The sequence below is a fragment of the Methylobacterium sp. D53M genome (assembly GCF_053345625.1).
This window is the reverse complement of record NZ_JBKFAL010000002.1, coordinates 290,047-315,676: the sequence shown is the minus strand read 5'-3', so window position 1 is coordinate 315,676 and position 25,630 is coordinate 290,047. Positions and strand designations below refer to the sequence as shown.

At 70.6% G+C, this 25,630-nt stretch carries 18 protein-coding genes and 1 pseudogene; 8 read left to right on the top strand and 11 right to left on the bottom strand.

Annotation, left to right across the window (positions count from 1 at the left end; genetic code table 11):
• The first annotated feature begins 11 nt into the window (after positions 1 to 11).
• The 3 genes from ACLBYG_RS05740 to ACLBYG_RS05730 all read left to right on the top strand — a co-directional run bounded on the left by ACLBYG_RS05740 (position 12) and on the right by ACLBYG_RS05730 (position 4,501).
• Positions 12 to 3,149 carry an efflux RND transporter permease subunit gene (locus tag ACLBYG_RS05740; protein WP_447680851.1) on the top strand — a complete coding sequence of 1,046 codons (3,138 nt, stop codon included), beginning with the start codon at positions 12 to 14 and terminating at the stop codon, positions 3,147 to 3,149.
• A gap of 143 nt (positions 3,150 to 3,292) precedes the next feature.
• Positions 3,293 to 3,850, top strand: coding sequence for a DUF4337 domain-containing protein (locus ACLBYG_RS05735; RefSeq protein WP_020090790.1), 558 nt, complete (start codon positions 3,293 to 3,295; stop codon positions 3,848 to 3,850).
• A 123-nt stretch (positions 3,851 to 3,973) separates the two neighbouring features.
• Positions 3,974 to 4,501, top strand: a complete 528-nt coding sequence (locus ACLBYG_RS05730; RefSeq protein ID WP_043712027.1) for a phosphate-starvation-inducible PsiE family protein — start codon at positions 3,974 to 3,976, stop codon at positions 4,499 to 4,501.
• Between the two features lie 187 nt (positions 4,502 to 4,688).
• Here ACLBYG_RS05730 and ACLBYG_RS05725 read toward each other — a convergent pair whose 3' ends face one another.
• Positions 4,689 to 5,207: a TspO/MBR family protein gene (locus tag ACLBYG_RS05725; protein ID WP_091979357.1), complete on the bottom strand. Its 519-nt coding sequence runs from the start codon at positions 5,205 to 5,207 to the stop codon at positions 4,689 to 4,691.
• A 119-nt stretch (positions 5,208 to 5,326) separates the two neighbouring features.
• Between ACLBYG_RS05725 and ACLBYG_RS05720 the strand changes: the two genes are divergently transcribed.
• From ACLBYG_RS05720 to ACLBYG_RS05705, 4 genes are all read left to right on the top strand, one after another.
• Positions 5,327 to 6,529: a trans-sulfuration enzyme family protein gene (locus ACLBYG_RS05720; protein ID WP_447680850.1), complete on the top strand. Its 1,203-nt coding sequence runs from the start codon at positions 5,327 to 5,329 to the stop codon at positions 6,527 to 6,529.
• Positions 6,530 to 6,621: 92 nt separating this feature from the next.
• A complete protein-coding gene (locus ACLBYG_RS05715; RefSeq protein ID WP_100250577.1) occupies positions 6,622 to 7,101 on the top strand; it encodes a hypothetical protein in 480 nt (159 codons plus the stop codon).
• A 259-nt stretch (positions 7,102 to 7,360) separates the two neighbouring features.
• A complete protein-coding gene (locus tag ACLBYG_RS05710) occupies positions 7,361 to 8,290 on the top strand; it encodes an AEC family transporter (protein ID WP_447680849.1) in 930 nt (309 codons plus the stop codon).
• A 113-nt stretch (positions 8,291 to 8,403) separates the two neighbouring features.
• Positions 8,404 to 9,633 (top strand): acyl-CoA dehydrogenase, encoded by a 1,230-nt coding sequence (locus ACLBYG_RS05705; RefSeq protein WP_100250576.1) that lies wholly within the window; start codon positions 8,404 to 8,406, stop codon positions 9,631 to 9,633.
• Positions 9,634 to 9,784: 151 nt separating this feature from the next.
• Here the strand turns inward: ACLBYG_RS05705 and addB are convergent, their stop codons facing one another.
• Together addB and tcuA are read right to left on the bottom strand one after the other, a co-directional pair.
• Entirely contained in the window at positions 9,785 to 12,949 is a 3,165-nt protein-coding gene (addB, locus tag ACLBYG_RS05700; RefSeq protein WP_447680848.1) for a double-strand break repair protein AddB, read from the bottom strand.
• A 117-nt stretch (positions 12,950 to 13,066) separates the two neighbouring features.
• The gene (gene tcuA, locus ACLBYG_RS05695) at positions 13,067 to 14,563 is read right to left on the bottom strand and encodes an FAD-dependent tricarballylate dehydrogenase TcuA (protein ID WP_447680847.1); all 1,497 of its coding nucleotides are present in this window, start codon (positions 14,561 to 14,563) and stop codon (positions 13,067 to 13,069) included.
• Positions 14,564 to 14,679: 116 nt separating this feature from the next.
• On the opposite strand from tcuA, the gene ACLBYG_RS05690 reads away from it, so the two are divergent.
• Positions 14,680 to 15,333, top strand: a complete 654-nt coding sequence (locus ACLBYG_RS05690; RefSeq protein WP_056531487.1) for a GntR family transcriptional regulator — start codon at positions 14,680 to 14,682, stop codon at positions 15,331 to 15,333.
• A 14-nt stretch (positions 15,334 to 15,347) separates the two neighbouring features.
• Here the strand turns inward: ACLBYG_RS05690 and tcuC are convergent, their stop codons facing one another.
• The 8 genes and pseudogenes from tcuC to ACLBYG_RS05650 form a co-directional block, all read right to left on the bottom strand.
• Positions 15,348 to 16,655: an MFS transporter gene (gene tcuC / locus ACLBYG_RS05685; protein ID WP_020090801.1), complete on the bottom strand. Its 1,308-nt coding sequence runs from the start codon at positions 16,653 to 16,655 to the stop codon at positions 15,348 to 15,350.
• 24 nt (positions 16,656 to 16,679) lie between these two features.
• Positions 16,680 to 18,062 carry a 2-hydroxycarboxylate transporter family protein gene (locus ACLBYG_RS05680; RefSeq protein WP_056531483.1) on the bottom strand — a complete coding sequence of 461 codons (1,383 nt, stop codon included), beginning with the start codon at positions 18,060 to 18,062 and terminating at the stop codon, positions 16,680 to 16,682.
• Positions 18,063 to 18,370: 308 nt separating this feature from the next.
• Positions 18,371 to 19,966, bottom strand: a complete 1,596-nt coding sequence (locus ACLBYG_RS05675) for a porin (protein WP_447680846.1) — start codon at positions 19,964 to 19,966, stop codon at positions 18,371 to 18,373.
• A gap of 872 nt (positions 19,967 to 20,838) precedes the next feature.
• On the bottom strand, positions 20,839 to 22,488 hold the full coding sequence (locus tag ACLBYG_RS05670; RefSeq protein ID WP_447680845.1) for a porin: 1,650 nt from the start codon (positions 22,486 to 22,488) through the stop codon (positions 20,839 to 20,841).
• A 384-nt stretch (positions 22,489 to 22,872) separates the two neighbouring features.
• Entirely contained in the window at positions 22,873 to 23,562 is a 690-nt protein-coding gene (locus tag ACLBYG_RS05665; RefSeq protein ID WP_056531477.1) for a hypothetical protein, read from the bottom strand.
• A gap of 121 nt (positions 23,563 to 23,683) precedes the next feature.
• Positions 23,684 to 24,007, bottom strand: a complete 324-nt coding sequence (locus tag ACLBYG_RS05660) for a winged helix-turn-helix domain-containing protein (RefSeq protein WP_210186914.1) — start codon at positions 24,005 to 24,007, stop codon at positions 23,684 to 23,686.
• Between the two features lie 62 nt (positions 24,008 to 24,069).
• Positions 24,070 to 24,677: pseudogene (locus ACLBYG_RS05655) on the bottom strand (HupE/UreJ family protein).
• A 112-nt stretch (positions 24,678 to 24,789) separates the two neighbouring features.
• Complete coding sequence (locus ACLBYG_RS05650) at positions 24,790 to 25,419, bottom strand: pilus assembly protein PilZ (RefSeq protein WP_447680844.1); 630 nt, start codon at positions 25,417 to 25,419, stop codon at positions 24,790 to 24,792.
• Positions 25,420 to 25,630 lie beyond the last annotated feature (211 nt).

The following is a 25,630-nucleotide window of genomic DNA, read 5'->3' as shown; positions in this document are numbered from 1 at the left end:
AGGATCCGGCCATGCGCCTCAACGTCTCCGCCTGGGCGATCCGAAGGCCCCTGCCCTCGGTGGTCCTGTTCCTGGTCCTGATGATCCTCGGGCTGGTGAGCTTCCGCGCGCTGCCGATCACCCGGTTCCCCAACATCGACATCCCGATCGTCTCGGTGACGATCACCCAGTCGGGCGCCGCGCCCGCCGAACTCCAGACCCAGGTCACCAAGTGGGTCGAGGATTCGGTCGCCGGCGTGAAGGGCGTCAAGCACATCCTCTCGACGATCACGGAGGGCACCTCCACCACCACGATCGAGTTCCGCCTGGAGGTGAACCAGGATCGGGCGACCAACGACGTCAAGGACGCGATCGCCAAGATCCGCCAGAACCTGCCGCGGACGATCGACGAGCCGATCGTCTCGCGCGTGGAGATCGCCGGCCTGCCGATCATGGTCTACGGCGCCTCAGCGCCCGCTATGACGCCCGAGGACCTGTCGTGGTTCGTGGACGACGTCGTCGCCCGGGGCTTGCAGAGCGTGAAGGGCGTCGGCGGCGTCGAGCGCCTCGGCGGCGTCGCCCGCGAGATCCGCGTCACCCTGAAGCCCGACCGCCTGCTGGCGCTGGGCATCACCGCCGCGGACGTGAACCGGCAGCTGCGCCTGACCTCGGCCGACATGGCCGGCGGCCGGGCCGAGGTCGGCGGCCAGGAGCAGTCCATCCGGGCGCTCGCCGCCTCGGCGAGTCTCGAGACGCTCGCCAAGACCTCCATCGTGGTGCCGGGCAACCGCAAGGTCCGCCTCGACGAGCTCGCGACCCTATCGGACACCGCCGAGGAGCCCCGCACCTTCGCGCGCTTCAACGGCGAGCCGGTGGTCGCGTTCGCGATCTCCCGCGCCAGCGGCGCCAGCGACGCCGACGTGTCGGTGGGCGTCGCCAAGAAGATCGCGGCGCTTCACGCGGCCAATCCGAACGTCCGGTTCGACCTGATCGACACCAGCGTCGTCAACACGATCGGCAACTACCACTCGGCCATGATGGGCCTGATCGAGGGGGCCCTCCTCGCCGTCGTGGTGGTGCTGCTGTTCCTGCGCGACTGGCGCGCGACGCTGATCGCCGCGGTGGCGCTGCCCCTCTCGGTGCTGCCGACCTTCTGGGTGATGAGCGCCCTGGGCTTCTCGCTCAACGCCGTCAGCCTGCTGGCGATCACGCTCGTCACCGGCATCCTGGTGGACGACGCGATCGTGGAGATCGAGAACATCGTCCGGCACATGCGGATGGGGAAGTCGCCCTACCGCGCGTCCCTCGAGGCCGCCGACGAGATCGGCCTCGCGGTCATCGCCATCACGGCGACGATCATCGCGATCTTCTCGCCGGTGTCGTTCATGGGCGGCATCGCCGGCCAGTACTTCAAGCAGTTCGGCCTGACCATCGCGGCCGCGGTGTTCATGTCGCTGCTCGTGGCGCGCCTGATCACGCCGCTGCTCGCCGCCTACTTCCTGCGCGACCACGGGCCGGACCACGAGCGGGACGGCGTCGTCATGCGCGGCTACACCCGCCTCGTGGCGTGGTCGGTCCGACACAAGTTCATCACGCTGGTGCTCGGCCTCGCGTGCTTCGCCGGCTCCATCGCCTCCACGGGCCTGCTGCCCGCGGGCTTCCTGCCGGCCGAGGACCAGGCCCGCACCCTGTTCGTGGTGGAGCTGCCGCCGGGCGCCCGGCTCCAGGATACGGTCCGGGTCACCGACCGCATCGAGGAGAAGATCCGCGCGCTGCCCGAGGTGAAGAGCGTGTTCGTGGACGGCGGCCGCCAGCTGCCGGCCAAGAAGGAGGTGCGCCTCGCGAGCCTCACCATCAACCTCACGCCGAAGAACGCCCGCGACAAGACGCAGAAGCAGATCGACGCCGAGGTCGCGGCGATCCTCCGGGAGGAGCCGGACCTGCGCTTCTGGGCCCTGCGCGAGGGCGGCCAGCGCGACCTCGCGCTGATCATCGCCGGCCCCGACAAGGCCGTGGTGGCCGAGACGGCGGCCAAGCTCCAGCGCGAGGCCCAGCAGGTCCCGCACCTCGTCAACGTCATGTCGACGGCCCCCCTCGACCGGACCGAGGTCCGGATCCGGCCGAAGCCCGCCGTGGCGGCCGATCTCGGCGTCAGCACCGACACCATCGCCGAGACCGTGCGGGTCGGGACGATCGGCGACATCGGCATGAACCTCGCCAAGTTCAACGCCACGGACCGGCAGATCCCGATCCGCGTGCAGCTCCCCGAGAACGTCCGCAGCCGGCTCTCCGACCTCGAGACCCTGAAGGTGCCGGTGAAGGGCGGGACGGCCGTCCCGCTCGCGACCGTGGCCGACATCAGCCTCGGCCAGGGCCCGACCGGCATCGACCGCTACGACCGCGCCGTGCGCGTCGCGCTCGAGGGCGACATGCAGGGCACCGACGCGCTCGCCGCGCTGATCGGCCAGGTGATGAACCTGCCGACTGCCAAGAACCTGCCGCCGGGCGTCACGATCAGCCAGACCGGCGACGCCGAGGTGATGGGCGAGGTCTTCGAGGGCTTCGCGCTGGCCATGGGCGCCGGCCTGATGATGGTCTTCGGCGTGCTGATCCTGCTGTTCGGCAACTTCCTGCAGCCGCTGACCATCCTGTTCTCGCTGCCGCTCTCCATCGGCGGCGCGATCCTGGCGCTGCTGATCTGCCACATGCCGATCTCGATGCCGGTGGTGATCGGCATCCTGATGCTGATGGGCGTCGTGACCAAGAACGCCATCATGCTGGTGGACTTCGCCGTCGAGCAGATCCGCGCCGGCGTCGACCGGAACGTCGCGATCGTCGATGCCGGCCGCAAGCGCGCCCGGCCGATCGTGATGACCACCATCGCCATGGCGGCCGGCATGGTCCCCTCCGCGATGGCCTACGGGATCGGCGGCGAGTTCCGCTCGCCCATGGCGGTGGCGGTGATCGGCGGCCTGATCGTCTCGACGGTGCTGTCGCTCGTCTTCGTGCCGGCGATCTTTGTGCTGATGGACGACCTGTCCCGCCTGCTGACGCGGCTGTTCGGCCGCTTCATCGGCGAGCGCGACGATCCGGAGGATGCCCCCGCCTTCGATCCGGCCCATCCGGCCAATGACGGGCACCCGCCGCCGCCGCGGATCGCCGCGGAGTAGAGCGGGTCGGCGCGGAGAGCGGGTGCCGGATCGGCGGCGCGGATTGCGTCGCGGATTGCGTCGCGGATTGCGTCGCGGATTGCGTCGCGCGCCGCGATGGGCTGTGACTCGGCCCCGCCGAATCAACGGAGACGAGCGAGACGATGTCGGGTGGTCACGGGGCGGTCGAGGGGTCGAACAAGCGCGTGGCGCTGCTGATCTCGGTGCTGGCGCTGTTCCTCGCGTTCAGCGAGACACTGGGCAAAGCGTCCCAGACGGATTCGATCGGCGCCAACGTCGAGGCTGCGAACCAGTGGGCCTATTTCCAGGCCCGCACGATCCGCGCGACGGTGCTCAAGACCGCCGACGAGGCCCTGGCGCTGGTGCCCCCGGGACCGAACCAGGAGGCCATCGCCGCCAAGCGCGCCGAGTGGTCGAAGACGCTGGCGCGCTGGGATTCGGAGCCGTCGACCGGCGAGGGCCGCAAGGAGCTGTCCGAGAAGGCCCGCGCCTCGGAGGGCCGGCGCGACCTCGCGCTGCTGCGCTACCACCACTACGAGCTGGCCTCGGCGGCCTTCCAGATCGGGATCGTGCTGGCCTCGGCCGAGGTCATCACCGGGATCAGCCTGCTGGTCTTCGCCGGCGGCTTCCTGGGCCTCGCCGGGGCGGCGCTGCTCGGCTTCGGCTACCTCGCGCCGCACGCCCTGCCGTTCTTCCACTGAGCGGCCCCGGCCGCCGGCAGCGACGTAACGCCACCCCCGATCCCGATCGATCGAGCACAAGCGTCGCCGCACTGGACGCGCGGTCCGGAAGCTGATCGTCTCGGCGCATTCCAGGGGGGAATGATGTCGGAACACTCAGAAGACCAGGGACGCCTGACGAAGGTCGCCAGCGCGATCTTCCTGCACACCGAGCACGCGATCTACGCGGCGCTCGGCATCCTGCTGGCGCTCACCGCCCTCGTGGCGCTGATCGAGGCCGCCGGCATGACCTGGGAGGCGATGCGGGCGCTCGGCGGCGCTCAGCAGATCCTCGAGGTGATCGACCGGCTGCTGTTCCTGCTGATGCTGATCGAGATCCTGCACACGGTCCGGGTCTCGATGCGGTCGGGGACGCTGACCTGCGAGCCGTTCCTGATCGTCGGGCTGATCGCCTCGATCCGGCGGGTTCTGGTGATCACCCTGCAATCGTCGGAGATCATGCACGCTAAGGACTGGTCGCCGGAGAAGCAGGCGCTGTTCCAGGCCTCGATGATCGAGCTCGGCGTGCTGGCGGGTCTGATCCTCACGATGGTGTTCGCGATCTTCCTGCTGCACCGCGCCCGCGACGACGGCAAGCCGGCCGGCGAGGAGAAGCCCGAGCACGTGTCCTGAGATCCGCGCGCCTTCGCGGCGTTCACGAAGGACCTGCACTGATCCGTACGCCTGACGGCGTCCGGATTGCCCTGACCGTCCTTGCGAGCGCAGCGAAGCAATCCAGTTGCGCCACGCCGACCGAGGTAACGCTGCACTGGGTCGCTTCGCTCGCGATGACGGAAGGAAACCGAACCGGAATTGGAAATCAGTTCATCCGCAGGATCGCGGCGTTGAGGAGCGTCGCGAAGGCGACCCAGGCCGCGTAGGGGACGAGGAGCCACGCCGCGAGCCGGTCGAACCGCCAGGTCAGCCGGATCGTCCAGAGCACCATCACCAGCAGCATCGCGACGACGATCAGGCCGGCGCCGATCGCGTGCGCGGTGAAGAAGACCGGCGTCCAGGCGGCGTTGAGCGCGATCTGCACCACGAACGCCGCGAGGGCGAGCCACCAGCCCTGGCGGCTCGGTCCCGTGCGCGGCATGGCGCCGAGCAGCCGCCAGAGGGAGACCGCGATCATCGTGTAGAGGATCGTCCACGCGACCGGGAACACCCAGTTCGGCGGGTTGAAGGCCGGCTTGTTCAGGCTCGCGTACCAGCCCGGGATCTCCGCCTGGGTCGACACCGAGCCGACGGCGGCCGTGGCCGCGACGGGCAGGATCGCGGCGGCGAGGCGCAGCCAGCGCGGCAGGGGCGATCCCTCGGGGACCTGTGTGGCGGCGGTCATGATCGTCTGTCTCCACGGGGCGCGGCATGTGGCCTGACATGTGGCCCGGCATGTGGCGCGGCTTGCCGGCACCCGCGCGCCGTGGCACGCGCCCGTCTCCATCCGCCGAGAATCGCCAGATGTCACAGCCTTACGCGCCGCAGGGTCCGTCGGATACCCGGAGCGACGCCGAGCCGGAATACACGCGCCGGAGCCTCGCCGCCCAGGCCATGGGCCGGATCGAGCCGGAGACGCGGGCGGTCGTGATGCCGCTCCACGTCGCCACCACCTTCATCCGCGATCCCGACAACGGCTACAGCTCCGGCTACAGCTACGCGCGGCCCGACAACGCCACGGTGCGCGAGGCGGAATCGGTCCTGGCGATGCTGGAGGGCGCCGCCGCCGGCGCGCTGCTGTTCGGCTCGGGGATGGCGGCGGCGACCGCAGTGTTCGGCGCGCTGGAGCCCGGCGACCACGTGGTCGCCGGCACGGTCATGTACTGGGCGCTGAAGCGCTGGCTGCGCGAGGAGGCGCCCCGGCGCGGCCTCACACTGAGTTTCGTGGACACGGACGACGCGGGTGCCCTGCGCGCCGCGATCGAGCCCGGCCGGACCAAGCTCGTCTGGATCGAGACCCCCGGCAACCCGCTCTGGACCGTCACCGACATCGCCGCGGCGGCCGAGATCGCCCACGCGGCGGGGGCGCGGCTCGCCGTCGATTCGACGGCCGCCTCACCGGTGCACACGCGCCCTCTGGAACTCGGCGCCGACATCGTGATGCACTCGGCCACCAAGATCCTGAACGGTCATTCCGACGTGGTTGCGGGCGTGCTGGCGGGGGCGCGGGCCGACGCGTTCTGGGAGCGGATCCGGGGGATCCGCGCCGGCAGCGGCGGGATCCTCGGGCCGTTCGAGGCCTACCTGCTGATGCGCTCGCTCCGGACCCTGCACCTGCGGGCGGCCGCGCAGGCGGCGAGCGCCCTGCGCCTCGCCGGGCGCCTGAGCGGGCACCCGCACGTGACCCGCGTCCTCTACCCGGGCCTTCCGGACGATCCCGGCCACGCGGTCGCCTGCCGGCAGATGCGGGACGGGTTCGGCTTCATGCTGTCGATCCGGGTCGCCGGCGGCGAGGCCGGCGCCATCGCCACGGCGGCGCGGGTGCGGCTCTGGAAGCGGGCGACCTCGCTCGGCGGCGTCGAGAGCCTCATCGAGCACCGCGCCTCGGTGGAAGGCCCGGGCAGCCCCTGCCCGCCGGACCTGCTACGCCTGTCCACCGGCATCGAGGACACGGACGACCTGTACGGCGATCTCGACCAGGCCCTGCGCGGCGCCCACGCGGGCTGATCGTCGCGGGCGCTTGGTGCCGAACCGGCTCCTGGCGCGTTGTGCCGGCAGTTCCGGCGGCGCGAACCGCCACAGATCGCGAGTCTGACGACATGACGACCCGTTCCCGCACGATGGTCCCCGGCACCTTCGCGCTGCTCATGCTGGCGCTCGCGCCGGCCTCCGCCCGGGCCGACGCGGTGCCCGATCTCGACGTCGAGCGGACCTGCCGGTCGGCTCAGGTCGCCAACACGAGCATCAGCGACAAGGCGAATTACGACGGCTGCATCCGCTCCGAGCGCGACGCCAAGAAGGAGGCTGAGCGCCACTGGAGCAGTTACACGCCCGCCGCGAAGAGCCAGTGCCAGAACCAGTTCAAGGCGGGCGGCTTCCCCTCCTACGTCGAGATGGTGACCTGCCTGGAACTGGCGTCCGGCACGGTGCCGACCCAGAGCGCCGAGGGCGGCCGCGCGGTGGGCGGGCCGGGTGCGCCGAAGGACGTCAAGGTGCAGCGGGAGGGCGGCGCCAACCTGACCAAGGAACCGCCTGCGAGCCAGCGCACGGATCCGATCCAGGTGCTGGAGAACAAGTAGGCGGCGCGGGCGCCGTCACGCGCCGCTGTCGGCCATCGTGACGGAGGGGAAGTCGACGGTCTCGCGGCCGGCGCGTTGCCGGGTGCCGGCGATGAGGGCCCGCACCGCCGCGGCGACCGCAGGGCGCTCGGCGGCGCGGTGATCCTCCCCCTCTCGTCCGGCATGCCAGCACAGCTTCCGACGGGGCGCGACGCGGCGCGCGGGCGTGCTATGGGCCGAGTCCTCCCCCCGCGCATCAGCCCCCGCTCCCGCCGGCCCCGTGAACGCCCTCGCCATCATCGCCCCGATCTTCGGGATCGTCCTGATCGGCTGGACCGCCGCCCTCGCGGGGCTCCTCTCCGACAAGGTCAGCGACGGGCTGTCGGAATACGTCTTCGCCGTCGCCGTCCCGGCGCTGATCATCGCCACGCTGACCAAGCCCGGGATGAGCGGGACCATCGCGTGGTCCTACTGGGTCGCGTATTTCGGCGGCGCGGCGATCTCGTGGTCCGTCGGCACGCTGATCGCCCGGCGGCGGGCCGGGATCGAGCGCCGGGGTGCGATCCTCCACGGCTTCGCGGCGAGCCAGTCGAACACGGTGTTCGTGGGCGTCCCGATGATCCTCCAGGCCTACGGCGAGGAGGGCGCCTTCCCGCTGTTCATGCTGCTGGCCGTCCACCTGCCCCTGATGATGGGCAGCGCCACTTTCCTGATCGAGTCCGATTCCGGCCTGCCGGTCCTGGCGCGGATCCGCGGGCTCGCCCTGGTGCTGCTGCGCAACCCGATCTTCGTGGCGCTGCTGATCGGCATGGCCATGAAGGCCCTCGGCCTCGCGCCGGTCGGCATCGCCCAGTCGCTGATCGACGCCTTCGCCGGCACGGCCTCCACCTGCGCCCTGGTGGCGCTGGGCGCCGGCCTGAAGCGCTACCGGGTGCTGTTCGACCTCAAGGGTGCGCTCTTGATCGCGCTCCTGAAGAACCTCCTGCACCCGCTGGCGGTCTGGGTCCTGGCCTTCCACGTCTTCGCGATGCCGGCCGCCTACGCGGGCGTCGCGACCCTGTTCGCCGCCATGCCGGTGGGGATCAACGCCTACCTGCTGGCGGCGCGCTACCGGACCGAGACCGGCATGGTCGCGGCCTCGGTCCTGGTCTCGACGCTGCTGGCGCCGCTCACCACGCTGCTCTGGCTCATGCTCCTCGGCCGCGCGTGACGGCGGCGCCCCGGCGTCACCGCGCGCGTTGGACCGGGCGGCGCGCGGGTCTAGGGTAGGGTCAAGCGCGCGGGCCGCGAAGACCCGCGCCACCCTGCAGGCGAGGAATCTCGATGAACGCTCCGATGCGCCCTCCGGGCAGCGCCTCCCCGTCGGCCCCGGCCTCGGCCCGCTTCGTCTGGGACGATCCCTTCCTGCTGGAGGATCAGCTCACCGAGGACGAGCGGGCGATCCGCGACGTCGCCCAGAGCTTCGCGCAGGAGCAGCTGCTGCCCGGGATCGTGGAGGCCTACGCCTCCGAGAAGACCGATCCCGGCCTGTTCCGCAAGATGGGCGAGCTCGGCCTGCTCGGCGTGACCCTCCCCGAGGAGTACGGCTGCGCGGGCGCCTCGTACGTGGCCTACGGGCTCGTGGCGCGGGCGGTCGAGGCGGTGGATTCCGGCTACCGCTCGATGATGAGCGTCCAATCCTCCCTCGTGATGTACCCGATCCACGCCTACGGCTCGGAGGAGCAGCGCGAGAAGTTTCTGCCGAAGCTCGCCTCGGGCGAGTGGATCGGCTGCTTCGGCCTCACCGAGCCGGATGCCGGCTCGGACCCGGCCGGCATGAAGACCAAGGCCGAGAAGATCGACGGCGGCTACCGGATCTCCGGCGCCAAGATGTGGATCTCGAACGCCCCCTTCGCGGACGTCTTCGTGGTCTGGGCGAAGTCCGACGCGCACGAGGGCGCGATCCGCGGCTTCGTCCTCGAGAAGGGCATGAAGGGCCTGTCCGCCCCGACGCTGAAGGGCAAGCTGTCCCTGCGCGCCTCCACCACCGGCGAGATCGTCATGGAGGGCGTCGAGGTCGGGGAGGACGCGCTGCTGCCGAACGTCTCGGGCCTGAAGGGGCCGTTCGGCTGCCTCAACCGGGCGCGCTACGGCATCTCGTGGGGCGCGATGGGCGCCGCCGAGGATTGCTGGCACCGTGCCCGCACCTACACGCTGGAGCGCAAGCAGTTCGGCCGGCCCCTGGCGCAGACCCAGCTCGTCCAGAAGAAGCTCGCCGACATGCAGACCGAGATCGCGCTGGGCCTCCAGGCCTCGCTCCGGGTCGGGCGGCTGATGGACGAGGGCAAGATGGCGCCCGAGATGATCTCGCTGGTCAAGCGCAACAATTGCGGCAAGGCGCTGGACATCGCCCGCACCGCCCGGGACATGCACGGCGGTAACGGCATCATGGGCGAGTACCACGTGATGCGCCACGCCCAGAACCTCGAGACGGTGAACACCTACGAGGGCACCCACGACGTCCACGCCCTGATCCTGGGCCGGGCCCAGACGGGGCTGCAGGCGTTCTTCTGAGGCGCGGAGGACGCGCCTCCCACCGGGTCACCTCATCCTCAGGTGCGGCGCAGTCGCCTCGAAGAAGTCCCCCGGAACCGCGGCGATATCGGGAGGCTTCCTCGAGACCTCCGCTGCACTTCGGCACCTCAGGATGAGGGCCCGGGCGGGGTCACTCCCCGCCCTCGTCCCCGGCGAGCGACCATTCGAGCACCCGGGCGAGGTGGTCGTAGGCGCCGTACCGGCTGGCGTATTGCGGGTAGGGCCGCGCCGTGTAGGCCGCCTCGCCGGTCATGAACCGGGCCACCAGACCCCGGAGCCGCGCGGCGTGCTCGGCCACGATCTGCTCGACCCCGCGCTCCTCGCCCCGAGGCGGCTTCACCGGGATCGGGACGAAGGGCTTCCGGCCACCGGAGGCGTGGACGTAGAGCAGATCCGGCGTCGTCTTCACGGCCGGCAGATCAGCGAAGGCGCCGTGCATCAGCATCGCCGCCTCCAGGGTGAGCTGCGGCGAGAACCCGGAGAAGATCACCTTGCCCGAGGGCGGCGTCCCGGTCTTGTAATCGACGATGCAGGCGGTGCCGTCCGGCCGCAGCTCGATCCGGTCGGCCCGGGCGCGCAGCGTGAAGGTCTCGCGCCCCATCGGGATCGCCCAGCGCCCGGAGACCTCCGGGTAGACCCGGGTCAGGCCGGGCCGGCGCTGGGTCTCCCAGTCGAGATAGGCCGAAGCCATGCGCTCGTAGCGCGGCCACCACTCGGCGTAGAGGTTCGGGTACTCCGCCTCGATCTCGCCGAAGGCGTTCACCGCAAGGTTCAGCAGCCGCTCGGCTGAATCCGGCGGCAGGTCTTTGGGATGGCGGGCGGCGAATTCCGCGAAGACGTCGTGCACGAGCGAGCCGCGGGTGGCGACGCCCGGCGCCGCCGCCAGCGGATCGAGCGGGTCCAGTCCGAGCACGTGGCGGGCGAAGATGCTGTAGGGATCGCGCACCAGCGTCTCGATCTCGGTGACGCTGAGCGAGCGCGGGAACAGTGCCGGGTCCGGCTTCGGCGCGGGGCGCTTCAGCCGCGGCTCCGGCGGCGCCGCGTCGAGCCGCGCGGCGAGGCCCGCGAGCCGGCGCCCCGCGTGCAGGACGCTGTCCCAGCGGGCGTCGCCCGAGAGCGCGCGCAGGCGCTGGATCAGGCGCGACGGCACGGTCGGGGCGCCCTCCCGCTTCAGCGCCCGGGTGATCACCGCGTCGCGGCAGCCGAGCGCCTGCACGAAGTCGTGGGCCATCTGCCCGATCCGCCGCTCGGGCGGGTTGAGTCCGACCCGCTCGCGCATCGGCCGGTTGAGGAACGAGTCGGTCAGCGTGCGCACCGGCCAGACGCCCTCGTCCAGCCCGCCGAGCACCACGCGATCCACCGAGAGCAGGCGCGCCTCCAGCAGCCCGAGGATGCGCAGGCGCGGATGCGGCGCCTCGCCCGAGCAGGCGACTTTGCGCTCCCGGGCGAGCGACGTGAAGAAGGTGGCGTAGTCGTCGAACCGCCCCGGCATCAGGCCGGGCTCGGCCATCTCTAGGTCGTCGAACAGGGCGTCGAGGCAGGACAGGGATCCGTCCGTCTCGACCGGGGGACCGTCCTCCGGCCCGGCGATCAGCCGGTCGCACGCCTCACGGTGACCCGTGGCCGTGGTGACGAGGTCGCAATCGCCCGCGCCGTCCGGGCCCGGGAAATCCCGGAACACCAGATCCAGCCGGTCTAGGAGGTCCGCGGCCAGTTCCCAGTCGACGTCCTTCAGGCGGCGCTTGGCCCGGGGCCGGTGCTCGGGCGGCCCGGCGCGCTCGGCGGCGAGGGCCTTGCGCAGGCCGTCGAAGCCCGGGGCCGGAACGGGGCCGCGCAGCAATCCGATCTCCAGGGCGGCCGCGCCCCGGACCACGTCGGGACGCGGCAGGCCGAGATGGACCATCGGATGGGAGAGCAGCGCGATCAGCCGGGCCGGGATCGCGTCGGCCTGATCGCGGGCGAGGTCGGCGGCGAGCTCCGCCGCGAGCCGGGCGAGACGCCCGGCCGGGCTCACGGCCAGGGACAGCCCGGCGGAATCCTCGGCCACGATGCCCCAGCGCAGCAGCTCGACGGCGACCCGGCCGGCAAGCCCGCGGTCGGGCGTGATGAGCGCCGCAGTGGCACCGGGGGTCTGCAGGGTCTCGCGCAGCGCCAGCGCCGCGACCAGCGCCTCCTCGCGCTCGTCGGCCGCTTCGGCGAGCGCGAGCCCCTCGAGGCCGAGGCGGGCGACGGTGTCGCGCTCGGCCGGGTCGAGGGCGGCCCACGCGTCGGTGGTATCGGCCGGCCGCAGGGCCTGCGACAGGAGCGCGGCTCGCGCCGCCTGGCCGGGGTCGGGCTCGCCGAGGGCGACGACCTCGGCGCGGTCGAGGTTGAGGTTCTCCGGTCCGAGCAACCGGTGCAGCACCGCCTGCGGATGGCCGTGCGCGATCACGCGGGAAAAACCCTCGCCGGTGTCGATGCCGTCCCAGCCGGCCGCGTCGAGGTCGAGATCGAGCCCGGGCAGGACCACGGCGCCGTGGGGCAGCTTGGCCACGGCGGCGATGAGCCGGGCCGTGGCGGGGACGGAGCCCAGCGAGCCGGCGACGATCACCGGGTCCGGCGTCGCGCCGCGCGACAGGCGCCGCTCCTCGGCGAGCACGAGCCCGCGGGCGCGGGCGACCGGATCGGCGAGGCCCCGCTCGGCCAGGAGCTTCGGCCAGTTCTCGGCGGCGATCTTCACGAAGTCGAGGGTCAGGCCGAAGTAGCGGGAATACTCGGCCTCGACGGCCGCGCCGATCTCCGACCAGGGCAGGCCCTCGACGGTGAGCGCGTCCATCAGGCGCTCGAGATCGCCGGCGAGCCCGACCGCGTCGGCGGGGGAGGACGGCACCAGGAACGGCACCTCGGCGTCCAGCGGCAGCAGCGTCCGGTCGACGGTCCTGGCCCAGGCTTGGACGAGGCGGGCCAGGATCAGCCGGCGCTCCAGCGGCGGCATCGGGATGCTCAGGGGATCGGCGTTCTCCTCCAGCAGCGGCTCGGCGGCGAGGTCGAGCTCGGCCTCGTCGGCTTCGCCGAGCGGCACCATCCGCGGCAGCAGCGTCGCCTGGCCGGGCGCGTCCCGGCCGAGCCTCTCGGCCAGGATCGCGCCGAGCGCCCGGGCCGCGCGGCGGGTCGGCAGGTAGATCGTGACGGAGGCGAGCGCCAGCGGATCGTCCGCCACCGGCCCGACCAGGCGGCCGGAGAGCAGCGCCTCGGCGAGCGTCGGCAGGAACGGGACGCCGCGGGAGATGGTGAAAACGGCCTGTCGGGCGGGCATGGCTGGGCTTCTACGCCCGCGCCGGGGCGGCGGACAGGGGACGATGGGCCGCTGGGGAACGATCGCGCGGCTTCCCTCCCCGCATCGGAGGAGTTCGGTCGCGCTCCGCCGCTGACCTCAGCCCTTCGCCCTCGCGGCGGCGCCGTAGCCGGCGCGGCGGCCGAACACGACGCCGGAGGTCAGCCCCGAGCCGCCGGGATAGCCGTTGAAGAACACGCCACCGACCATCTCGCCGCAGGCGTAGAGGCCGGGAATCGCGCCGCCGTCCGCGCGCTTCACGCCGCCGTCGTCGCCGACCTCGACGCCGCCGTAGGTGAAGGTGATGCCGCCCGTGACCGGGTAGGCCTTGAACGGCCCGGTCTCGATCGTCTGCGCCCAGTTCGACTTCGGCAGGGCGAGCCCCTTCGTGCTGCGCCCGTCCTTCACGGTCGGGTCGAAGGGCACGCTCTCGTCCACGGCGGCGTTGAACGCCGCGATGGTCCGCCGCGCCGCCGCGCGGTCGATGCCCTCGAGCTTGTCGAGGAGCCCGTCCAGGGTGTCGGCCTCGACGAAGTGCGCGTCGTGGAACCGGTACTCGCTGTAGAGCAGGTGATCGACCTTGGCGTCGAAGATCTGCCACGCCACGTGCCCGGGCTGCTCCATGATCGAGCGGCCGAACTGGGCGTAGGTGTAGTTGCGGAAATTCTTGCCCTCGTCGACGAACCGCTCGCCGTCCGCGTTCAGCATGAGGCCCAGGAAGTAGCAGATCTTCCGGTAGTGCTTGCGCTCGCCGTGCGGCAGCTCGAGGTTGCCGTAATCGGGGGTGTGCAGGTCCATCGGCGTGGCGTGGCAGCCACCGTAGAAGCCGTGGGCCTTCGCGCCGAGGTCGAGCGCCATCTGTAGCCCGTCGCCCTGGTTGTGGGGCGTGCCGCGTACCCGGGCCTTGTCCCAGCCCTCGCCGATGAAGCGTGTCCGGAGGGCGGCGTTCGACTCGAAGCCGCCGCAGGCCAGCACCACGGACGTCGCCCGGACCGGACCCTGCGGCGTCTCCACGCCGACGACACGCCCGTCCTCCACGATCAGGCCCCGGGCCGGGCAGCCGTAGCGGATCTCGCCGCCGGCCCGAGTGAAGGCCTTTAGCTCGGCCCGGGCGAGGCCGAAGCCCTCGTCGTGAGTGGCGAGCGTCAGGCCGCCCCAGAACACGAAGCGCCCGTCCTTCTCGAACGATTGACGGGAGTAGATCGGCTCGAACTTCACCCCCTGCGTCGCCAGCCAGCGCAGGGCCGCGCCGCTCTCGTCGATCAGGATGCGCTGCTCGCGCGAGAGCGGCCGCCCGTCGTTGAAGCCGAGCAGGTCCGCCTCGAATTTCTGTGCCGTGTAGGCACCGAAATCGGTCCGCGGCAGGCGCGGGTCCTCGGGATCGACCAGCAGCGGGATCAGGTCGTCGTTGCCCGCGTAGACGAAGCGCATGGCCCCGGCCGTGTAGGCGGTGTTGCCGCCGGCGAGGTCCCGCTCGGCCTTCTCGATCATCAGCACCGAGGTGCCGCGCTCCAGGGCGGCGAGACCGGCGCTCATGGCGGCGTTGCCCGAGCCGACCACCACCACATCCCACGGCGCATCGTCCGGACGCTGCATGCCTGCCTCCTCTCCAACAGCTGCTCTCGAAGCATTGTATACGTTTGCATGCAATTCTTCGCAAGCGTTTCAGGCGTCACGCTTTCGCGCTATGGCCGAGCCGAGGAGAGCCGGACATGAAGGCTAGCGAAGCGGAGCGCTCCAGCGGCGCCGGCGCCTACGAGCGGCTGCTGCGGGCGATCGAGGAGGGCGAGCTCGCCCCCGGCAGCCGCCTGCGCGAGGCGGAGCTTGCCGAGCGGTTCCAGATCAGCCGCACGCCGGTCCGCGAGGCGCTCGGCCGGCTGGAGGCGCAGGGACTCGTCGCCCACGAGCCGCACCGGGGCGCCAGCGTGGCGCAGCTCGACTACGGGCAGGTGAGCGAGCTCTACGACCTGCGCGAGGTGCTGGAGGGGACGGCCGCGCGCCTCGCGGCGATCCACGCCAGCACGGTCGAGACCGAGATTCTGGAGGAGATGGTCGCCCGGGACCGGACGCTGCTCGGCGACGCGCCCGCGCTGGCACGGACCAACCGGCTGTTCCACCGCCAGATCCACGGGGCGGCGCGCAACCGCTTCCTGCAGGGCACGCTGGAGACGATGCGCCTGTCGCTGGTGCTGCTCCCGGGCGCCACCACGCTGGCGGCGCCCGACCGCGCCGCGGAATCGCTTGCCGAGCACGCCGCGATCGTGGCGGCGATCCGGGCCCACGACGGGGATGCCGCCGAGGCCGCGGCCCGGGCCCATATCCGCGCTGCCTTCAAGGCGCGGATCCGGATCTGGCAGGAGAGCTGAGGGCCCCCCGACCCTCAGGCGTGAGCCGGCACGCGCTCCAGACCGGGCCGGACGCGGAACAGGGCGAGCGTCGCGACGATGCCGCAGGCAGCTGCCGCCATCAGCCAGTAGCTCGGCGCCGCCCGGTCGCCGGTCTTCTCGATCAGGAAGGTCGAGACCATGGGCGTCGCCGTGCCGAACAGCGCGGTGGCGAGGCTGTAGGCCAGCGAGAAGCCGCTGGCGCGGACATGGGCCGGCACGACTTCCGAGAGCGAGACCACCATCGCGCCGTTGTAGACTCCGAAGAAGAACGAGAACCACAGCTCGACGGCGAGCATCTTGCCGAAGGTCGGGTCGGCCACGAGCCAGTGCAGCGCCGGGTAGGTCGTCAGCAGCGACAGGGTCGAGATCGTCAGCAGCACCGGCTTGCGGCCGATGGCGTCCGACAGGGCTCCGCCCACGGGCAGCCAGACGAAGTTGGTGATCGCCACGAACAGCGTCACGATCAGGCTGTCGGTCTCGGTGAGCTTGAGGACGTTCTTGCCGAAAGTCGGGGTGTAGACGGTGATCATGTAGAACGTCACCGTCGTCATCGTGGTCAGCATCATGCCGAGCAGCACGATCCGCCAGTTGGCGGCCACCGTGGTCAGGATCTCGCGGGTGGTCGGGTGGCGGGTCCGCTTGGCGAATTCCTGCGTCTCCTGGAGCGACCGCCTGATGAAGAAGATGAACGGCACGATCAGGCAGCCGATGAAGAACGGGATGCGCCAGCCGAAATCGCCGAGCTGCTGCTTGGTCAGGAACGCGTTCAGCCCGTAGCCGATCAGGGCGGCGAACATGATCGCCACCTGCTGACTCGCCGACTGGAACGACGTGTAGAAGCCGCGCCGGCCCGGCGTGGCGATCTCGAACAGGTAGATCGAGACGCCGCCGATCTCGACGCCCGCCGAGAAGCCCTGCAGCAGGCGCCCGGCCAGCACGATCAGCGGGGCCGCAACCCCGATCGTGTCGTAGCTCGGGCAGAAGGCGATGAGCACCGTGCCGCTCGCCATGATGGCGAGGGTGATGATCAGGCCCTTCCGGCGGCCGATCCGGTCGATATAGGCGCCGAGCACGATCGCCCCGAGCGGCCGCATCAGCGCCCCGAGCCAGAAGGTGCCGAAGGTCAGGAGCAGCTCGGTGGTCTCGTTGCCCGAGGGGAAGAACGCCCGCGCGATGTAGGTGGCGTAGAACCCGAACAGGAAGAAGTCGAACATCTCCAGGAAGTTGCCGCTCGTCGAGCGGAGGATCGCGCCGATCCGCGACTTGAGCGTGGCCCCGACGGCCCCGGGATCACCGGCCATGACGACGTCCTTTCCGGGTGCCCGTCAGGCACCGATCCACTTCATGGCGACGATCGTGCCGGTCACCGTCAGCGCGCCGCCGATGCGGGTGGCGATCTGCGCGAAGGGCATCAGGGCCATGCGGTTCGCCGCCGTGAGGATCGCCACGTCGCCGGTGCCGCCCTGGCCGCTGTGGCAGGCGTTCACGATGGCGGTCTCGATCGGATACATGCCGAGCCAGCGGCCGACGAAGAAGCCGACCGTCATGAGCGTCACGACGGTCGACACGATCGTGATCAGGTTCACCAGAGTGAAGGCCGCCATCAGCTCGTGCCAGGGCGTCAGCGCGACGCCGATGGCGAAGAGCAGCGGGTAGGTCATCGAGACCTGGACGAACTTGTAGACCACGAAGCCGCCGGCCTGGAGATGGGGCGACACCGCGCTGGCGAGCTTCGCCAGGACGGCGAGGAACAGCATCGCCACCGGCGCCGGCAGGCCGACGAGGTGGTGGGCCATGACGCCGAGCAGGTAGAGGGTGATCGCCGTGAGCCCGGCCGCACCGATCGTGGCGGGATCGATCTGGCCCTTGGCCGCCTCGGCCTTGGCCTGGGCGTCGCTCGACTTGATGCCGTCCGAATCGGGCTGGAGGCGGCCCTCGCCGGTGAGGTGCGGGTAGCGCTTGCCGACGGAGTTGAGCGTGCCCGACAGGATGATCGCGGTCAGGGAGCCCAGCATCACCGGCGGCAGCACCTGGGCGAAGACCACGCCCTGCTGCATCCCCAGGATCGCCGCGTAGCCGATGGAGAGCGGGATCGCCCCTTCGCCGACGCCGCCCGCCATGATCGGCACGACGATGAAGAAGAAGGTCTTGTAGGGGCCGAGGCCGAGGAGCGTGCCGACCAGCGTCCCGACCAGGGCCGCCGCCACCGAGCCGAGGGCGAGCGGCGCGAAGATCTTGAGGAAGCCCTTGATCAGGACCTCGCGGTCCATCCCGAGGATCGAGCCGACGATGATCGTGGCGATGTAGATGTAGAGAAAGTTGGTGAACTTGGTGAAATCGGTGATCGCCTTGACCATCTGCGGCGGCACCAGGGCGTAGTAGACCAGCGCCGAGGGGATGAAGGTCGCGAAGATCGCCCCGGCGCCGATGTTCTTCAGGATCGGGATCCGCTTGCCGATCTCCGCGCAGGTGAAGCCGCCCATCACCAGCACGGCGATCATGGTCGGCCCGTCGGGCTTGATCTCGCCCTCCTGGACCAGGACGGTGAGGAGGATCGCCAGCACGACGAAGATCGGGAGCGGTATGATGCCGATCTTGAAGTCGATCAGCCGCCACCAGACGTCCGGCCAGAACCGGGCCGCGCGCCCGTCCTCGGCCCGGCCCTCCGCCGGCGACGGGATCGGGCTCGGTGAAACGGTGCTGGTCATGGCGTCCCCCCGGATCTCTGACCGCTCGCGGGCCGCTTCGCCGCGCCCTCGCGACCGCGCGCCGGGCCGCGATCCATCGGGTCGCGCACGATCGGCGGCGATAAAGCGACATCCGGCGTATCAGCGCGGATGAAGGGCGGCAACGCGATCCAGGGAACAAAGGACGCGACCTGTCCCGTCGGCCGGGATTAAGATCCCGTCTCCGTCGTGATCACAGCTCAGAGAATTGGCCACGCGGCCGACCGGGCCATGACGGCATCGGACGGGGACAGGCGACGGGACCGAGGTCCCGCCGCCGGGATCGTCGATCAGAAGTCGCGCTGGACGCGGAAGCGGACCTGCGAGACCGAGTCCTGCGTCACGGTGCGCGGGACGAACGTGCCGCTGTTGATGCCGGCGACGTTGGCGTAGGCGGTGGGACTCTTGTCGGAGTCGATCGCGCGGCCGTGCTTCACGCCGATCTGGGTGTAGAAGGCCTCGACGCCGATATCGAGGTCGCGCACGGGTGACCAGATGATGCTGCCGCCCGCGACGAACTGATAGGTGTCGCGCAGCGCTTGGCTCAACTGGTAGAAGCGGGTTCCGGGCGCGCCGACCGCGTTGGAGCCGAGATTGGCGGCGCCGTTGAAGCTCAGGACGTTGTAGAGCGCGCCCTGGGCGAGGCGCGCGTTGCGGGAGAAGTCCTGCTCTCCGTAGGCGCCGAAGACCGCCGAGCGCCATTCCGGCGTCCAGTAATGCAGGAACGACGCGACCGCCGAGAAGGATTGCGATGTCTGCAACTGGCCGGTGAAGGGGTTGACCGTCGCGTCCGAGAAGCTCTGGTAGATCTTCTGGCCCTGGAAGCCGTTGTTGAGCTGCGTGTAGCAGCCGGTGAAGGCGCAGTATCCCGTATACATCTGCGCGCCGTCGGCGTAGGCGCTCTGGAGATAGAGGGCGTCCCCCGGCGCGACGAAGGGGGCGTTGATCTTCAGGCCGCCCTGCACCGCCCAGCCCTCGACGCTCCTGGTGTGCGCGACGCTGACATTGGCGCCCGCCGCGGGCGTCGCAGCGATGTTGCCGACGTTCAGCTCGTGAACCGCGGCGGAGAGCTGCGCCGAGCCCCAGCCCTGATCGACGCGCAGGACGCCGACGACATCGGGCAGTCGCTCGCGCTGGATGCTGTCGACGCCGCTGACACCGATCGGTGCACCTCTGAAGTAGCCGACGAAGACCGGGCTGACCGGCGACGCGGTGCCGGCCGGCGCGTAGATCGGGCTGCGCCGGAAGACCGGGTCCTCGACCGACAGCGTGGCCGACAGCCCGGCGCCGGCCGTCACCGTGTAGGCGAGGAGGTTGGTGGAGGAGACGTCCGAGCCCGCGGTCGCGCCGTAGATCTCGAAGTCGTGGGCGTAGAAGTCGAAGAACGACGAGGCGCGACCGGCGGTCAGGCCGGCGAACTGGATGAACGCCTTGTCGACGTTCATGAACTGCTGCGCATGCCCGGCCTGATCGACGCCGGTGGCGTCGTAGGCCTGCCCGATGCGCGCCTGCGTCCCCGAGCGCGCGTAGCCGGTGCGGGATCCCGCATCGAGGCGGACGAAGGCGCGCAGGGTGCCGTAAGCGGTCTGCGTGCGGGCATCGAGGTTGATGCGCAGACGCGCCTGATAGCCCGCGCTGTCGCCGGCGTTGGTGCCGGCCTGCCGCGTCGACGCCGTCATGTACCCGCCCTCGTACCGGGCGCGGCCCGAGATGCGCAGGCAGGTGTCGGTGCCGGGGATATAGAAGAAGCCGGCGCCGTACGCGCCGCAGACGCGGACGTACTCGACCGGGACAGCCTTCTTGACCGGCAGGTCGGCGGCGTGCGCAGCGCCCATTGTCGCGAACGCGGCGGCAGTCGCCAGCAGCGATGATCTCAGTAATGTCATCGATGTCTCCGGAATTTGAAGCTCAACTCTCGCAAACGGATGAGCAAGACCGGACACACCAAATATAATCCACGATTTATTCGCAGATCATTGGCATGTTCTCGCTCGCCACGGCGGTCTTGAGGCCCATTTGCCCGGAGACGATGTGCATCGGGCCCACCGCGCGCAACAAAGATTCGGATTTATCTTCAATCCTGCAGATAAACGTTGCGCGTCCGCAACAAAATGTTATCCAATAATGCAATATCGGAGATAATTACTCAGTATATCTATATATTATCAGGTTAGCCGAACGGATGAAATATTGCTAAAACCGGCTCGTTCGAACGACCAGCACCAATCAAGAGGCGATGGCCTGGAAGTCAACTCGGAGCTGTCGTGCGGGCCGTCTCTGACCGGACAGGCGTAGCGGATGCAGTCAGAACCGCCTCGGTGCCCCGCGAACGGCACGCGGTCGCCGGCGAGCGATTCGACGCGCGGGTCCTGCCCGTCCGACGCGTCGGCCGGAGGCTCGGCTCATTGCGGGATGGCACGTGTCGCACGGCACGGCGGCGTTTGCCCGGCTCGATGGACGCGGCGCGCGCCCGGAAAGCGGGTCCGAACGAACGATGGCGCGCACCGGCGGCGCCCTGCGCGCGGGGCGGCGCATCGCCGGACCCTATCATGGGTCGGTCAACGGACCGGCCGGAGCGGGCGGGATCGCGGCGCGGAACGCACCGGGTCGCGTGGCCGACCGCGCGCTGGCGGCCGGAGGCGCTACGGATCCAGAGCGACCCGGCAGAACGAAAAAGGCCCGGCCGAAGCCGAGCCTTGAGGTTCCTAAAGCACGGGGACCGGCGCGGAGGCCGAGGCCCCGGCGCCGGTGGAGTGGCTTAGAAGTCGCGCTGGACGCGGAAGCGGAAGGTGGACACGCTGTCCGCCGTCGTGGTCCGCGGCACGAAGGTGCCGTTGTTGATGCCGGCGACGTTCGCGTAGGCCGTCGGGCTCTTGTCGCGGTCGATCACGCGGCCGTTCTTGACGCCGATCTGGGTGTAGAAGCCCTCGACACCGATATCGAGGTCCTTGACCGGCGACCAGATGATGCTGCCGCCCGCCACGAACTGGTAGGTGTCGCGCAGCGCCTCGCTGAGCTGGTAGAACCGGCTGCCCGGCACGCCGACAGCGTTCACGCCGAACGAGTTGCCACCGGTGTTGTTCGCCAGCGCGAAGGCCGCGCCCTGCGCCAGACGGGCACCGCTGCCGTAGCTCATCTCACCGTACGACCCGAAGAAGGCCGAGCGCCACTCCGGCGTCCAGTAGTGGAGGTAAGACGCCGTGGCGGTGAAGCTCGTCGACTGCTCCATCTGGCCCGTGAACGGGTTGATCGTCGCGTCGTTCATGTACTGCGCGAACTTCTGGCCCTGGATGGTGGCCGGGTTCTGCGAGTAGCAGCCGCTGAAGGCGCAGTAGCCGGTGTACATCTGGGCGCCGGAGCCGTAGGCGCCCTGCAGGTAGAGGGCGTCGCCCGGCGCGATGAACGGCGTGTTGATCTTCAGGCCGCCCTGGACCGCCCAGCCGTACGAGTTGCTGGTGTGGGGGATGCTGATGTTCGAGCCGGTGCCGGTGCCGGCGCCGCTCTGCACGTTGCCGACGTTCAGCTCGTGGACGGCGGCCGAGACCTGCGCCGAACCCCAGGCCTGGTCGAGGCGCAGGGCGCCGACGAAGTCGGGCAGGCGCGAGCGCTGGATCGCGTCGACGAAGCTGTACCGGGTCGGCACGCCGCCGGTGTAGCCGATGAACACCTCGGCCGGAGCGGCCGTCTGGGCGAAGTTCTGGATCGTCGCGTTAACGGTGGCGCCGGTCGGGTTGTTGGTCTGCGAGAAGATCGGGCTGCGGCGGAAGACCGGGTCTTCGACCGAGATCGTGGCGGACAGGCCGTTGCCGAGCGTGGCCGTGTAGGCGAGCAGGTTGGTCGAGGCGATGTCGGAGCCGAGCGTGGCGCCGGCGAACTCGAAGTCGTGGGCGTAGAAGTCGAAGAACGACGAGGCGCGACCGGCGGTCATGCCGGCGAACTGGATGAACGCCTTGTCGACGTTCACGAACTGCTGGGCGCGGCCGAACTGGTCGATGCCGAGGCCCGGGAAGGCCTGGGCGATGCGCTGCTGGGTGCCGGAGGTGCCGACGCCGGAGTAGCCGGTGCGGGATCCGGCATCGAGGCGGACGAAGGCGCGCAGGGTGCCGTAGGCGGTCTGGGTGCGGGCATCGAGGTTGATGCGCATCCGGCCCTGGTAGCCCGACGTGTCGCCGTTGGTGCCCTGCCGCGAGTAGCTGGTCATGTAGCCGCCCTCGAACCGGGCGCGGCCGGAGAGACGCAGGCAGGTGTCGGTGCCGGGGATGTAGAAGAAGCCGGCGCCGTACGCGCCGCAGACGCGGACATACTCGATCGGGACCGCCTTCTTGACCGGGAGGTCGGCGGCGTGGGCTGCGCCTACCGCCGCGAACGCAGCAGCAGACCCGAGCAATGAGCTCTTCAAGAGCTTCATAGACATCTCCAAAGCTTCGAGACCCAATGATGCGGACCTGCCCGGTTATCCGGGTCTAGCCGCACGTTCTGTAGGTTTGGCCTGCGTCTTAGGTGGCAGGCTCCTGCGGGCTCTCGCTTGGCGATGCCCCCGTGCACGATCACCATGTGCGAACGGGTTTCCGCGAGCAACGAGGATTCGCGGCTGCCTTGGCAGTTCCAGCGCGATGTTGCGGCCTGGCAACATTCTCGGGGCGCTTTAGTCGGCAACGGTCCGCCGAATGTGCACGAATGCTGTCCTGAGCGGCTGAGCTGCCGCGCCGACGGGCAGCCTTTCGCCCGGCCCCGACCCGGGACCGGGCGGCTCACACCGTCTCAGCCGATTCGCCGGCGCCGGACGGGCGCCTTACATGGGCGGCGTCAGCCCGTCCTTTCCGACGGCGACGCGCCGCGCCGTGATGCGGCCGTCGTCCCCGCGCGCGGCGATCACGAAGACCTTGGCGCCGGGCGCTACGGCCGCGGCGCTGGCGGGCTCGAAGCTGACGACCGGCGCCTGTGGCGGCACCAGGATCTGCAGCGACTGGCCCTGACCGTAATCGACCGTGAGGGTCCGCTCCGCCCCGCCGCGGCTCGCCTTGACCGTCCCGTTGGTCATCGCGCTCTTCACGCGGGGCGCGTCGGGAGCGGTCGAGCGCACGTCCGCCTTCACGGTTCCGTTGGTCATGGCGCTCCGCACCGGCGCCCCGCCCGCCGTGTGGTCGGGGATCATGTCCCAGTCGTAGTGTCCCTCGCCGGTGCCGCGCATCGCCTCGGGGAACAGCACCACCTCCAGGGCCACCGGCGGCTCGCCCTTCGTGGCCGTGCCGATGAAGACCCCGTCCCTGATCGCGTCGAGACTCGACGGGACCACCCAGGAAACCTTGGCGTCGGGGGCGAGCGCCACGGTCTCCGACGCGCCGTCCCGTGTCTTCAGCGTGAAGCCGCCGCCCGCGACCGCCTCGACGGTCCCGCGCAGGCGCTCGACCTTCGGCGCCGCCTGCGCACCGGTGGTGACGGCCAGCAGCCCCATCAGGGCGAGCGTCGTGAGTTTTGCCATGGGGGTTCTCTTCCTGGTGCCGGGATTGTCGCGACCGGCTGGACGTGGGGCGGGATGATGGGATGTCAGCCCACGAGGGCCTGTGACATCGCATCCGGGTTCGCGCCCGTGCCCGGCCCGGTTACGCGTCCCCGGCCTGTCCCAGACAGATCAGGAACGGCGCGGCCGCCGCCTCCGCGGCCGCCTCCACGGCCCGGTAGCGCCGCACCACGTCGGCGCCGAAGGCCGAGAGGCGCGCGCCCCCGCCGGCCCGGCCACCGGTCTGCGCCTCGACCACGGGGCGACCGAAGCCGGTGTTCATCGCCTCGACCAGCAGCCAGGCCCGGCGGTACGACATGCCCAGCGCGCGGCCGGCGCCCGCGATGGAACCGTGCTCGGCGATCATCTCCAGGAGCCGCACCTTGCCGGGGCCGAGGCGGTGCCCCGGTCCGAGATCGATGCGGATGCTCAACCGGGGCGCCGCGCCCGCGGCCCGGGCGGGGCTCCGGAGCGGGTCGGGTACGGCGCTCAGGCGGGGAGCGCCAGCAGCGCGAGACCGGCCGCGGCGAGGCCGGCACCGAGGGCCGGGGCGGCCCGCGTCGCTCCGATCCGCGACGCCGCGGCGCCGAGCCCGATCCCCGCGGCGTGCAGGAGCGCGGTGGCCGCGAGGAACCCGAGGCCGAAGGACAGGCCGGAGGCGGTCTCGGGCATCTCGGCACCGTGGGCGTAGCCGTGGAACACCGCGAAGACGCCGACCAGGGCAGCCAGCAGGGCCACCGGCGCGCGCAGGCCGACGATGGCGGCGAGGCCGAACACGACGATGGACAGCGCGATCCCGAGCTCGACATGCGGCAGCACCGCGCCGGCCATACCCAGCCCCGCCGCCACGCTCATCAACGCCAGGAACGACAGGGGCAGCCCCAGAGCGCCCGTCCGCCTCGCAGGCTGGCGAGGAGGCCGACCGCGACCATCGCGAGAACATGATCGGCGCCCAGGAGCGGATGGAGGAACCCCGCCTCCGCGCCCGTCGCGGTGCCGTGCCCCGGATGGGCGAAGGCCGCCTGGGGCAGCAGGGCGAGTGCGGCCGGCAGGAGCGCGAGGCATGTGGCGGAACGGGCGGAGAGCAGTCGGTTCATCGGTGATCCTTCGCTGGACCCGCGAAGTTGTAGCGCCCTTCCGCCGCCTCTGCGAGGGGCGGGTGGCCGATGATCGCCGCTCCGCGGCGGCGCCCGGATCCGCGGGCGGCCCTCAGAGCGACATCGCTTCGTGGACCGCGGACGGCGCGAACGGCTCCGAGAAGGCGGCTCCGACACCGTGGGTGAAGCGGCGCATCACGGTGGCGGTCTTTCGCCCGACCCGGATCATCGCCCCGATCTCCAGCGCGTGGTCGACGAGCAGGGCGACGCCGGAGGCCGAAACGTTGAGGACGTGTCCCTGGAGGGCCTCGCCCGAAGCGGTGGTGATCTGGACGATCTTCTGCTTCGGCACGATCCGACGGTGCGCGCGGATCGGTTCGGGTTGCAGGTCCTGGGCCTTTGCCAGCGTCACGAACTGACGGGCAACGTCATTGAGAGTCGCGCGCCCACCGCGGACACAGACAACGAACTCCTGACCGGCCACGCGGGCGATGCGGGCCTCGAGCGTGCCGATATGGCGGATGCTGCAGGTGAGATGCTCACCCGGCGCCAAGAGCGACGAGGAGCGGAACCGGATGCCCTCGGTCGAGACGTCGGCGGTCACGGCGTAGAAATCGCGACGCCGCTGGTTCCAGCACAACGCGGGCAACATGACGATGTGCCGCCGGACCATCACACCCGCATCATCATAAAGAATACATCGGCGACCTTCTGGGGCCGAAGTTTTTTCTGGCCTGTTCAAGCAATGCGTAAAATTGGACTTATCCCGATCTAAGTCGCACCGCAGATCCGGCGCTCACGGAACTGGTCGAAGGCCGATCTCGACCTTGGCGCGGTCGCGCCGTCATCGAACGCCGCCGGCCGGCTCGAAACGGCGGCCTCAGAGGCTCGCGGCGCGGATTGAATAAAAGATGCATCCTGATTGTATGGCATGGATGCTGCCTGGGATTGTG

Bases quoted from the DNA above. Each gene is read 5' to 3' on its own strand.
- ACLBYG_RS05665 (WP_056531477.1), bottom strand. From the start codon at position 23,562: ATGGCAAAACTCACGACGCTCGCCCTGATGGGGCTGCTGGCCGTCACC.
- ACLBYG_RS05715 (WP_100250577.1), top strand. From the start codon at position 6,622: ATGACGACCCGTTCCCGCACGATGGTCCCCGGCACCTTCGCGCTGCTC.
- tcuC (WP_020090801.1), bottom strand. From the start codon at position 16,655: ATGGCCGGTGATCCCGGGGCCGTCGGGGCCACGCTCAAGTCGCGGATC.
- ACLBYG_RS05705 (WP_100250576.1), top strand. From the start codon at position 8,404: ATGAACGCTCCGATGCGCCCTCCGGGCAGCGCCTCCCCGTCGGCCCCG.
- ACLBYG_RS05670 (WP_447680845.1), bottom strand. From the start codon at position 22,488: ATGAAGCTCTTGAAGAGCTCATTGCTCGGGTCTGCTGCTGCGTTCGCG.
- ACLBYG_RS05690 (WP_056531487.1), top strand. From the start codon at position 14,680: ATGAAGGCTAGCGAAGCGGAGCGCTCCAGCGGCGCCGGCGCCTACGAG.
- ACLBYG_RS05675 (WP_447680846.1), bottom strand. From the start codon at position 19,966: ATGACATTACTGAGATCATCGCTGCTGGCGACTGCCGCCGCGTTCGCG.
- ACLBYG_RS05740 (WP_447680851.1), top strand. From the start codon at position 12: ATGCGCCTCAACGTCTCCGCCTGGGCGATCCGAAGGCCCCTGCCCTCG.
- addB (WP_447680848.1), bottom strand. From the start codon at position 12,949: ATGCCCGCCCGACAGGCCGTTTTCACCATCTCCCGCGGCGTCCCGTTC.
- ACLBYG_RS05725 (WP_091979357.1), bottom strand. From the start codon at position 5,207: ATGACCGCCGCCACACAGGTCCCCGAGGGATCGCCCCTGCCGCGCTGG.
- ACLBYG_RS05730 (WP_043712027.1), top strand. From the start codon at position 3,974: ATGTCGGAACACTCAGAAGACCAGGGACGCCTGACGAAGGTCGCCAGC.
- ACLBYG_RS05735 (WP_020090790.1), top strand. From the start codon at position 3,293: ATGTCGGGTGGTCACGGGGCGGTCGAGGGGTCGAACAAGCGCGTGGCG.
- ACLBYG_RS05680 (WP_056531483.1), bottom strand. From the start codon at position 18,062: ATGACCAGCACCGTTTCACCGAGCCCGATCCCGTCGCCGGCGGAGGGC.
- ACLBYG_RS05720 (WP_447680850.1), top strand. From the start codon at position 5,327: ATGTCACAGCCTTACGCGCCGCAGGGTCCGTCGGATACCCGGAGCGAC.
- tcuA (WP_447680847.1), bottom strand. From the start codon at position 14,563: ATGCAGCGTCCGGACGATGCGCCGTGGGATGTGGTGGTGGTCGGCTCG.